At 68.5% G+C, this 10,450-nt stretch carries 10 protein-coding genes; 9 read left to right on the top strand and 1 reads right to left on the bottom strand.

The annotated features are described in order from the left end of the window. A partial coding sequence (locus tag BM085_RS47670) for a hypothetical protein (protein WP_218158991.1) occupies positions 1-229 on the top strand: 229 nt, incomplete at its 5' end. Between the two features lie 95 nt (positions 230-324). On the opposite strand, the gene BM085_RS42220 is transcribed toward BM085_RS47670, so the two are convergent. After that, complete coding sequence (locus BM085_RS42220) at positions 325-1,680, bottom strand: NsdA family TPR-like regulatory protein (RefSeq protein ID WP_093892337.1); 1,356 nt, start codon at positions 1,678-1,680, stop codon at positions 325-327. Positions 1,681-1,849: 169 nt separating this feature from the next. On the opposite strand from BM085_RS42220, the gene BM085_RS42215 reads away from it, so the two are divergent. The 8 genes from BM085_RS42215 to BM085_RS42180 are packed head-to-tail and all read left to right on the top strand — an operon-like array spanning position 1,850 to position 10,194. Next, on the top strand, positions 1,850-2,842 hold the full coding sequence (locus BM085_RS42215; protein ID WP_093892336.1) for a glycosyltransferase family 2 protein: 993 nt from the start codon (positions 1,850-1,852) through the stop codon (positions 2,840-2,842). Between the two features lie 3 nt (positions 2,843-2,845). Beyond that, entirely contained in the window at positions 2,846-4,084 is a 1,239-nt protein-coding gene (locus BM085_RS42210; protein WP_093892335.1) for a methionine adenosyltransferase, read from the top strand. An 11-nt stretch (positions 4,085-4,095) separates the two neighbouring features. Then, positions 4,096-5,007 (top strand): sugar phosphate isomerase/epimerase family protein, encoded by a 912-nt coding sequence (locus tag BM085_RS42205; protein WP_093892334.1) that lies wholly within the window; start codon positions 4,096-4,098, stop codon positions 5,005-5,007. Between the two features lie 44 nt (positions 5,008-5,051). After that, positions 5,052-6,116: a Gfo/Idh/MocA family protein gene (locus tag BM085_RS42200; RefSeq protein ID WP_177245559.1), complete on the top strand. Its 1,065-nt coding sequence runs from the start codon at positions 5,052-5,054 to the stop codon at positions 6,114-6,116. Then, a complete protein-coding gene (locus BM085_RS42195) occupies positions 6,113-7,201 on the top strand; it encodes a Gfo/Idh/MocA family protein (RefSeq protein WP_093892332.1) in 1,089 nt (362 codons plus the stop codon). The genes BM085_RS42200 and BM085_RS42195 overlap by 4 nt, the downstream gene beginning before the upstream one ends. After that, entirely contained in the window at positions 7,198-8,079 is an 882-nt protein-coding gene (locus tag BM085_RS42190) for a nucleoside/nucleotide kinase family protein (RefSeq protein WP_143121338.1), read from the top strand. The genes BM085_RS42195 and BM085_RS42190 overlap by 4 nt, the downstream gene beginning before the upstream one ends. Continuing rightward, positions 8,076-9,695 (top strand): carbamoyltransferase family protein, encoded by a 1,620-nt coding sequence (locus tag BM085_RS42185; protein ID WP_093892330.1) that lies wholly within the window; start codon positions 8,076-8,078, stop codon positions 9,693-9,695. The genes BM085_RS42190 and BM085_RS42185 overlap by 4 nt, the downstream gene beginning before the upstream one ends. A 31-nt stretch (positions 9,696-9,726) precedes the next feature. Then, positions 9,727-10,194, top strand: coding sequence for an NUDIX hydrolase (locus BM085_RS42180; RefSeq protein WP_177245558.1), 468 nt, complete (start codon positions 9,727-9,729; stop codon positions 10,192-10,194). The last annotated feature ends 256 nt before the right edge of the window (positions 10,195-10,450 follow it).

Raw genomic sequence — 10,450 nt, 5'->3', positions numbered from 1 at the left:
CGCCTGCGGCAGCAGGGGGGAGAAGCCCCACGGCACGTCGCCGACCGCGATGGTCGGCGGGGTGTCCACCTCGACCACCAGCGGGTCGACCAGCGGGGCCGCCGAACCGGTGAGGCTGACCGCGCGGCGCGCGGCGGCCAGGCCGATGTGGAAACAACACGAGGGTGTCCATATCTACTCACCCGTTCGCATCGACTCGTGCAGGCGGTCTATCACCAGGTGGTACTGAGTCCAGCCCGGACCTTGAATAAGCCTCCGTCATCAACCAGACAGACAAAATCGGAATGCCGCAGGGTTTTTCGGAGCAGTCACCTCGCAGTGCCGTCAGGCGCTTAGTTCGAGAAAATCCTGGACGATCGGGGTATGGCGGTGCGGCCGTAGTCGCTTGCGGAGGCCGGCGATTGCTCCGGATGGGCGGGTGGAGTTCACACCACCGCTCTGCTCGAATGCCTGCCGCGCAGCCGCGCAGGCTTCATCGATCTCGCCCAGCGCGAGGTGCGCTTCGGCCGCCCGGGTGAGGTAGAGGGCGTTGTCGCGGACGTAGCCGTCGGCGGAGTACTCCGCGGCGCGGGCGGCGTCGAAGAAACGGAGCGCCTGCCTGGGGTGGCCCAAGTCGAGTGCACATGACCCGGCGAGCATCTCGATCTCGCCCTCGGTCATCCAGTAGACCCAGGGCGGGTCGTCATCGTGAGGTCCCTGCGCGAGGGCTTCGCGGGCGTTGGAAAGCTCACGGGTGCAGGCATACAGACTGTGGGATGTCTTGGACAGGGCGCGAGCCGCGCGAGCGTGGAGCATTGACCGCACACGTGGGGTCGTGCGCTGCCTGGTCTGGCTCTGGGCGGTCTGGACAAGGTTGACGGCGTCCTGGGGGCTACCGACGGAGTAGGTCTGGATGGCCATGAAGGCCAGGACGTTCGCGCCGGCTTCCGGATCGCCTGCGGTGGCCGAGGCTCGCAGAGCGGTGATGAAGTACTTCTGCGCGGCGGCCTGCTGGCCCGCGTCGAAGTGCTGCCAGCCGCAGATGCGGGCGGCTTCACAGACGGTTGTGAACAGGCGCCGTCCGGCTTCGGAGTTGTAAGACGCCTTGTCGGCAAGTGAGCTGATCAGCTGGAATTCAGCGATGGCGATCTGCCGGAGCTCTCCGCCGCCCAGAACGTCATCCAGATGACGCAGGTCGTCCAGACGCTGCTCAAGGTGAGAGACCATGCCCACGGTGAGTGTCCGGCGGCCCGCCGAAGTCATGGGTAACTGTTCGAACGCCTCGCTCCACTGCGTGGCGATGCCGCCCAGCGTCGCCCCGGTGGCTATCAGGAATCCTCGACGGTCCATGGATCCTCCCCGCCTGGAAGCGACCATTGAGGCCACGGTACCTTCCAGGGTCCAGGCGGCGCCAAGGGCAGTTTGGTCGTCGGGGAAGGTGAGCAACAGCCAGTCCGGCCAGCCGAGTTCGTGTACGGCCTGCTCAGTGATGCCATGCAGGCTGGCGATGGCCAGTTGCGCGGTCAGTTCGGGTGCGCACAGGCCCGATTCCCAGCGAGCCACTTTCTCCCGGCGGGTGGCCATGGCCCCGTGACCGAGCTCGCGATGCCGGCGGTCCAGCAGAGCCAGGTAGTCACTGGCGGACAGGCCCAACTGGGCGCGCAACGCGGCCAGCGGGTGCCGGTAGGACTCGTTTCCCATCGCGCGGCTCCTCACCACGACCGGTCCTGCCCGTTCACCGTACCGGTCAGGCGGGCTGCCCTGGGGAGGTCGGCAACATCCCGGCAACACCGCATCCGTAGCCACGTGCCGTGCGGGGTTGCTGTCATGCGTTCACCGGATCCAGACGCACAGCGAAGGGCGGACGACGATGAGTGAGCGGCAACTCCTGGTGTCGCTGGTGACCTCGGCTCGCGGAAACGGGGGCCGGCTGCGGAACCTCCTGACCTCGCTCACCGAGCAGAGCTTCCCGCCTGAGCAGCTGGAGATCCTGCTCGTGGACAACGACCCGCTCGGGCGGCACGGCGCGGTGGCGACCGCCGCCCGCGGCGCGTGGCCGTTCTCGGTCCAGGTGTTGCGGGAACCCCGTGCCGGAGCCAGCCGGGGCCGTAACCGGGGAATCCTTGCGGCCCGGGGACGCTTCGTCGCTCTCACCGACCCCGACATCACCCCGGCACCCGGCTGGCTCGCCGCCCTGGTCGACGCAGCCGAGCAGGAAAGGGCCGCGGTCGTAGGAGGCCGTACCGACAGCCTCTACCCGGACGGAACCGTCGTCCCGCTGCAGGACTCATCCGCCCGGCCGCTCCGTGAATGCCATGGCCCGCCGGAGTGGCCGGAACAGCGCACCGGCTACGACTGGCCGTACTGGATCACTACGGCCAACATGCTGATCGACCGCGCGGCCGCCCTGCAGGTGGGGCCGTTCCGGACCGATCTGGGACGACGGGGCCGACTGCTGCTGGACTGTGAGGATCTGGAGTGGGTCGACCGCGCGGTTCAGCGAGGATTGACGACGGTGATCGAACCGGCCGCCGTCGTCACCCATCCGGTCGGCCGTGACGAGACCACCACGCGCTGGTTCCTCGCCCAAGGCATCTGCCATGGCATCTGCGTCGCGCGGATGCATTCCAGCGTGCGGGTGCATCCTGCGTCGATTCGCGCCGACCGGGAAGCCGTGGCGCTCGCGCTCGAATCCCTGGTCATGGGGTGGGGCTTCCTCGACCGGGGCGCCGCGGTTCGCGGCGTGCGAGATCTGGCCCGCATCGCGGCCTACCACGCCGAACGCACCCGCCTTCTCAGACGTCGTCCGCACCGATGGGCGGCTTTCTGCCTACCTCCCCTGTTCCCTCGTAAGGAGTGCTGAGCCATGAACCTCATCACCGCGACCGGCTTGATCGCCGCCGACCAGCTCGATATGGAACTCGTCGAACGCAAGGGGGCCGGGCATCCCGACACGCTCGCCGACGGCGTCGCCGAGGCGATCTCCCGCGCCTACAGTGCCTACTGCCTGCAGCACTTCGGCGCGATCCTGCACCACAACACCGACAAGACCGCGCTGCTCGGCGGCGCGGCCGAGGTGACCTTCGGACACGGCCATCTGACCGACCCGATCGTCGCCCTGGTCAACGGACGGCTCACACCTGCCCTCGGCACCCATGCCATCCCGGTGGAGCAGATCATCGCCACCGCCACGACGGACTTTCTCACCGGCGCCTTGCCCATGTTGAACGCAGACACCGATCTGGTCATCCGCTCGCGCATGTCTCAGGCGTCCAGCCCCGGGGCCGTCGCCGGACCGACTGCCGATCAGCGGGCGGGCCGCCGGTTCTGGTTCGCCCCGCGCAGCCTGGATGATCTGCCCGAACTGGCGCGGATGTTCGCCAACGACACCTCCGCCGGCGTCGGGTATGCCCCGTTCGGCGTGGCCGAACGGCTCGCGCTGGAGATCGAGTCCAGCCTGACCTCGCCAGAGTTCACCTCGACGCACCCGTGGTTCGGGACCGACGTCAAGCTCATGATCGTACGAACCGGGGCGCGGTTACATCTGACCGCGTGCGTTCCGCAGATCGCCGCTCACACCCCCGACCTGGACACCTACATCGCCCATCGAACCCAGGCCAAGGAAGTGGTCACTGACCTTGCCGCCGGACTGGCCCCCGGCCATCGGGTGCGTGTCTCGGTGAACACCCGCGACGACGATAAACGACGCGAGCTGTATCTGACCGCGATCGGCTCCTCGATCGAGTCCGGGGACGAAGGCGTGGTGGGCCGTGGCAACCGCGCCAACGGGCTGATCTCGATGCTGCGCCCGATGTCCATGGAGGGCGTCTCGGGCAAGAACTCCGTCTACCACGTCGGCAAGCTCTACAACCTCGCCGCGCAGAAGGTCGCAATGCGGCTGCACGAGGAGACCGGCCGCACCTACGCCGTAGCGCTGGTCTCGCAGTCCGGCCGTGATCTGGAGGACCCCTGGCAGGTCCTGGTGCAGGCCTCTGGCGAAGAGTGGCTGGATCCCGCACTGACCCGCAAGACGGTGACCACCGTCATGAACGACCTGGATGACATCCGCTCGGCGCTGCTGGCCGGCGAACTACCGACCGCCTGAGGAGCCCTGTCATGTTCCCCGTCACCGCTCTGTCCGCCCCTCTTTCTCCGGCTGACACGCCGCTGCTCCCGTGCCTCAATCCGGCCACCGTCACCGGGCTCGACATGGAGGACTTCCTGTACTTGGCCGCCGGGGCATCCTTCCGCACCGTCGAGCTGTCCATCCAGCAGGTGATCGCCTACGGGCCGGCCAAGACCGCCGCGCTCCTCACCGAGCTGGGGCTGAGCGTCGCAGCCGCGAGCGGCATCGTCCCGGCCGGGCCGGTGCTGCCCGCGCCACTGCTGATCACCACTGACGCCTACGTCGCGACGCTGGCCGACCTGCCGGAGCGGCTGGCCGCGTTCCAGACGATCGGCTGCCGGGTCGCCACCGTGCTGCTCAACCCGCGTACCGGAGGTGATTCGCACGCCGCGATCGCGACTGCGGTAGGACGACTGCGCGTTCTCGCCGATGCAGCCGCCGATCACGGAGTACGGCTGGCCGTCGAAGCTGTCGGCGTCCGCGCCGGTCTGGACGCCTGCCTGGAAGGACCCCATGAGGTCGCCTCGACTCTGCCCCGCCTGGCCGAACTGCTGGAGCAGGTCGGCCGCGACGATGTGGGGGTGTGCGTGGATTCGTTCCACTGGGCCGCCACCGGTGCCGACCCCGCCCACCTGACCGAGCTCGCGCCACTGCCGATCGGCCACGTGCAGGTCGCCGACATCCCGGCCCGGCTGCCGCCGAGCCGGTGGACCGACGCGATGCGGCTGTTCCCCAGTGAAGGCGCCATGGACTGGGCTCCCTTCGTCCAGGCGCTCGAAGCCGCCGGATATCGCGGGCCGCTGTCGGTGGAACTGTTCAACCCCGAGCTGCGGCTCCTGCCGGAGGACGAGATCGCCAAACGTGCCTACACGGCCGCCCGTACGGTCGCGGGCATCCTGTGAACACCTGCGCAGAGCCTGGCGGACGCCACCGATGGCGGCTGGCAGTGGCCGGATGCGGTGGAGCGGCGTTCGGCCTCCACCTGCCGCTCCTCACCGCCCACCCAGCGTTCGAGGTGGTCGCCGTCACCGACCGTGAGCCGGCACGCGCCCAGGAGGCCGCGCGCCGGTTCGCCGCGCCGCGCGTCGCCTCCGACGTGGCCGAGATGCTCGCCGGAGCCGACATGCTCCTGGTGCTCACCGGTGTGCACGAACCGCTGATCGAGCTGGCACTGGATGCGGGCGTGCACGTTTTCACAGAGAAGCCCCTCAGCCTGGATGCCGGCCGTACCTCCGCACTGCGACGGCGCGCGCTCTTGGCAGGTCTGTTGCTGGAGGTCGGCGCGATGCGTGCCTATGATCCGGCGCTGCACATTCTGCTGGAGACGATCCCAGCCCGGGAGATCCGCAACGGTGTGCTCATCAAAGCCGATGGCGCCGATCGGGCCGCCAGAGCGGCATTCCTCCCGGCGGGCTTCGCGCCGTACACCTTCGGCGACGATCCGCCCTCATCCCCGCCCGTCGGACTGGACGCATATCAGCTGCGGGTCCTGCAGTTGCTGCTCTGGCAGGGCTACCACCAGCTCACAGTCCTTGCAGTGATCTGTCCCGAGCTCACAGCACTCGCCTGCGTCACCACCCCCGAGGCGACCACCGTCCACGCCTTGGTCCGGGGCGGTGATGCCGTGTTCACCGTGATCATCACTGGCGCGCCCGCCGGTGTCTACCGGGATGAAACGCATCTAGATAGCGGCAGCCGGTCTGCGACCATCACCTTCGCCTCGCCGTACCTGGCAAGCGGTGCCACCCGCCTCAGCTACCGTCCGGCCCGCAACGAGGAGAGCCGTACGGCAGAGCCGCTGAACGGACCGTTCACCTGCATGTGGGACAGCATCGACGCCCGCCTACGCCGCGCCGCCTGCCTCCCCGACCTCGGGCTGCGACCCGCCCAGGAGCACCCGGACAGCGTTGAGCTGGCCGAGCGAGTCGAACGGCTCGCCACCGAGCTCGCCGCGCTCGCCTCCGTCCCGAATGAGACGACCCACTCCTTGGAAAGGCGGCTACTCGCATGACCATCCACACTCCAGGACGGTCGGATCCGGTTGGCGCAGAAGCCACCAAGGCATGGCCCCGGGTGGGGCTGGTCGGTGCGGGCCGGATCGCCCGCACCGGTCACCTGCCCGCCTACGCCGCCGGCGGCGTTCCGCTGGTCGCCGTATGCAGTGCCACGAGGACCTCCGCCCGGGACCTGGCAACCGCCTGGCCGGGCGATCGCCTGCGGGTCCACGCCACCGCGGCCGAGCTGGCCGCCGATCCGGACGTCGACCTCATCGACATCACCACCCCGCCCACCGGCCGGGCCGAGCTGATCGCCTCGCTGCTGCCGTACGGCAAGCCGCTGCTGGTCCAGAAACCGCTCGCCTACACCCTGAAGGAGGCCACCGCGATCACCAACAAGGCGTCAGCCGCCGGAGTGCCGATCGCGGTCAACCAGAACCTGCGCTGGGCGCCGCCCCAGCGAGTGCTCAACGAGTGGATCACCGCTGGTGACCTGGGTGAGATCGCACACATCGCGCATGTGCATCACTTCGGTGAGGACGAACGCACCTGGTACACCGATCACTCCGACTACCTGTTTATCGACCATGGTCTGCACTACCTGGACCTGATCCGCTGGCACACCGGTCGTGACCCGATCGCCGTCGCGGCCCGCGCCATCCATCTCCCGGGCCAGAGCGCGCTCTGCCCGCTCACCTACACGATCATGCTGCGGTTCGGTGGGCCACCGCTGGTCGCCTCCCTCACCTTGTACGACGCGGCCCGCTCAGCGGCGGCGTGGGCAAGTAACTGGTTCGTCAACGGCACTGAGGCCGATGCCCACGTCACCTACACCACCGCGACCCTGCACACCGCCACCGGTAAGACCATCTCCCGGACCCCACATGGGGAATGGGTCCCCGACGGGATCCTGGCCGCCTACACCGCCTTCGCGGACGCCCTGGCCGCCGACCGGCTTCCGCCCCATCATGCCGGTGACCATCTGCGCACCCTGGCCATGGCGGAGGCGGCGGCTACCTCCGCCCGATCTGATGGAACGTGGATCGACGTCCCTCCCCCTGACGTGCCCCAACGATCCGAAGGAGATCATCAGCGATGACCACCTCAAATGTGGGGGCTCTGTCCTGCCCCACTGCGACGCTGGCCTTCGACGGCCCACCCGGCGCGGGCAAGACCAGCCTGCTCGCCGCTCTCGTCCCCGTACTCGGTGACCGGTGCGTGTTCTTCTCCGAGCCCAACATCAAGCTCGCCAACGGCCCGCAGGCTCCAATCCACCCTGGCACGGCGGCTCACACCCTGTGGTATCTGCGATCCGAACGTCTGCGAATGGCCGCGCTGCCGTCCTGCGCGGCCGCGTACAACGCCGAGCTGGTGCTGCTGGACCGTAACCACTTGGGAGTGCTGGCCTACTGCTTCGCCACCCGTCACCCCGATGCGATCCCCTACAGCAAGGCTCTCGGCTACTACTCACAGCACATCGCCCCTGCCCTGCCCGACGACATGCGCACAGTGATCCTGCAGATCGAGGTCGAGGACAGCCTGCGTCGCCGTGGCCGGCACCCCACCCATCCACGTTGGCAGCAGTGGTACGACCCGGACTTGCTGGAACGGATGAGTGTCTTCTACCGCGAGCACGCGCCCGAGCTGTGCCCCCGCCCACCACTGATCATCGACACCGGCCCGCTCGACCGTGACGCCGTCATGACGATCGTGGCCACCGAGCTGGCCGCAGCCGGTATCACGCTTCCCGCGCACGTGGCCACAGCCGACCCTCAGCCCCCGATCGACGGCGCCTTCGCGATCCCCTATAACGCCACAGGTGGAGCCGCGGTTCTCGGCAATCCCGTCACCTCTGCCTTCCCCTACCGGGACGGGCAGATGCAGATGTTCCAGCTCGGAAGCCTTTACCGGGTCGGCGATCACACCCACCCCTGGAACCCCCTTAAATCGAACCTGTTCACGGAGGCCATCTCATGAGTGGAAAGACCCCGTGCGCGGTGGGCATCAACCTGGGACACGACGGCGGCGCCGCCCTGGTCACTCCTGAGGCGATGATCGCCATCGGTGAGGAGCGTCTCAACCGCACCCGCTACAGCCCCGGCTGGCAGGCTGCCCTGCTGTACTGTCTGCGGACCGCGGAGCTACGCCTGGCCGACGTCGACCTGGTCGTGGTCAGCAATTTCGGCCGCGCACCAGCCACCCCCGCCGACACCGGCCTGCTCCATCTCGGCGTCGAAGAGGGCCGGATCCACGTTCTGGATCACCATCTCTCCCATGCCTATACCGCCTACTGCCTGGGCCCTTACGACGTCGCCACCGTGCTGGTCGCCGACGGCGCGGGCAACAACACGGACACCGAGACCTTCTACCTGGCGGGTCCTGGCGGCATCGAACGGATCGGCGGCAACGACCCCAGCCGGGGCCGTCACGGCGGGATCGGTGCCACCTACGAGGCCTTCACTGAGTACCTCGGCTGGTACGCCCAGGAAGCGGGCAAGACCATGGCTCTGGCCTCCTACGGTGATCCGTCCGCCTACCTCGCACCGCTGTTCGATGTCCATGACACCCGTGTCTACGGACGGTTGGAGGCCACCCATGCTCGCGGCGTCGCCGCCCTCGCCGCGGCGACCGGCTTCGACTTCGGCGCGGCCGGCAGCCGCGGCGACGACCCGCGCGGCATCGACGCCGCCGCCTACCTACAGGCCCAGGTGGAGCAAGTTCTGTGCACTCTGGTCCAGGCGATCACCTCGGTCACCGGTGTGAGCGATGTGTGCATGGCCGGCGGAGTCGCGCTCAACTGTGTCGCCAACGACAAGATCCGCCGCCTGCCCGGCGTGAGCGGCCTGTTCGTCCCCCCGCCGGCTTCCGACCGGGGCCAGGCCCTCGGCTGTGCCCTGTACGGTCTGCACCAGCTCACCGGCGAGCTGCCCCGGCGGCCCATGGTCATGGACTCCTTCGGCCGCTCCTACACCGACGAGGAGATCGAGCTGGCCTTGCATCGCGACCCTCGCTCAGGCTTGGTCGAACGCCGGTTCGCCCCGTTCATCTGGCGCCGGGAGAGCGACATCGCCGTCTGTGCCGCACAGATGCTCGCCGACGGGCGTCTGATCGGCTGGTTTCAGGGAGGCAGCGAGCTCGGTCCCCGGGCGCTGGGCAACCGCTCGATCCTGGCCGATCCGCGCAGCACAGCCAGCCGGGACGCGCTGAACGATCGGATCAAGCACCGTGAGGCGTTCCGGCCGTTCGCGCCCGCCGTCCGGGAAGCGGCTGCTGCCCACTGGTTCGACCTGGACAGCCCGTCCCCGTTCATGCTGCTCGCACCCACCGTCCTCGACGGCGCCAAGGAGCGGATCCCCGGGGTGGTCCATGTCGACGGAACCGCCCGCGTGCAGACCGTCGACCCGGCAGTCTCACCGCGCTTCGCCGCACTCATCGAGCACTTCGGGACCCTCACCGGCGTACCTGTCGTGCTCAACACCAGCTTCAACGACCGCGAGCCGATCGTGGAAACCCCGGCCGACGCGCTCGCGACATTCCAGGCCAGTGATCTGGACGCGCTGTGTCTGGGCGACTATCTCGTGGAGAAGACCTGATCAAAGCGGCTGACCTGGGAAGATGATAGTCATGAGCACCCCGAAGATACGTGAGGCCGCTCGCGCCATCGTCCTGGATGAAGCCGACCGCGTCCTGCTGCTCCGCTATGACGAGGGCGACGGCGTGTTCTGGGCCACTCCCGGAGGGGCGCTCGACCCAGGCGAGGACCACCAGACCGCCACCCGCCGGGAACTCGCCGAAGAGCTCGGCGTCACCGACGTGAAACTCGGCCCCGAGGTCGCCACGCGCAGCAAGGAACATCTGATCTACGGGGAGACCACTCGGCAGATCGAGCGCTATTTCATCGTCCGGATTCCGGCCAGGCACGTCGATCCCGCGCGTGCGACGCAGACCGACGACATCCTTGCCTGGGAATGGTGGACCCTGGCCGATCTGCGTGCCACTGGCCAGGTCGTCTATCCGGTCGGACTCACGGAGCTGATCGACAGCTTCCTCGCCAACGGGGCGCCGGCCAGTCCTTTCGCGTTCACCGGCTGACGAGAGAGCGCCAGATGGTCGTCATGGCTCGATGGCTGGGAAACCGACACCACAAAAGCGGCCCGGATGCTGGCCTTCCGGCGCCTATGCTCGGCTGATTGTTCTGGCGCATCGGATCACGTAACAGTACGGCCCGCACCCGGGGGCCTCCGGGGTGCGGGCCGTACCGGCATGGGGCCAGGTCAGACGCCGAGCAGTTCGGCGGCGGCCTGGGCGTTGGCGCGGGCGGCGCCGTAGGTGGCGAGGTAGGTGACGC

Source organism: Streptosporangium canum (assembly GCF_900113865.1).
In the GTDB taxonomy this organism is placed as follows: Bacteria; Actinomycetota; Actinomycetes; order Streptosporangiales; family Streptosporangiaceae; genus Streptosporangium; species Streptosporangium canum.
The sequence above is the reverse complement of the archived record's forward strand: the minus strand, read 5'-3'. Positions and strand labels throughout refer to the sequence as shown.

Excerpts from the sequence above, each read along its gene's own strand:
- BM085_RS42220 (WP_093892337.1), bottom strand. The coding sequence starts at position 1,680 with ATGGGAAACGAGTCCTACCGGCACCCGCTGGCCGCGTTGCGCGCCCAG.
- BM085_RS42215 (WP_093892336.1), top strand. The coding sequence starts at position 1,850 with ATGAGTGAGCGGCAACTCCTGGTGTCGCTGGTGACCTCGGCTCGCGGA.
- BM085_RS42210 (WP_093892335.1), top strand. The coding sequence starts at position 2,846 with ATGAACCTCATCACCGCGACCGGCTTGATCGCCGCCGACCAGCTCGAT.
- BM085_RS42205 (WP_093892334.1), top strand. The coding sequence starts at position 4,096 with ATGTTCCCCGTCACCGCTCTGTCCGCCCCTCTTTCTCCGGCTGACACG.
- BM085_RS42195 (WP_093892332.1), top strand. The coding sequence starts at position 6,113 with ATGACCATCCACACTCCAGGACGGTCGGATCCGGTTGGCGCAGAAGCC.
- BM085_RS42190 (WP_143121338.1), top strand. The coding sequence starts at position 7,198 with ATGACCACCTCAAATGTGGGGGCTCTGTCCTGCCCCACTGCGACGCTG.
- BM085_RS42185 (WP_093892330.1), top strand. The coding sequence starts at position 8,076 with ATGAGTGGAAAGACCCCGTGCGCGGTGGGCATCAACCTGGGACACGAC.
- BM085_RS42180 (WP_177245558.1), top strand. The coding sequence starts at position 9,727 with ATGAGCACCCCGAAGATACGTGAGGCCGCTCGCGCCATCGTCCTGGAT.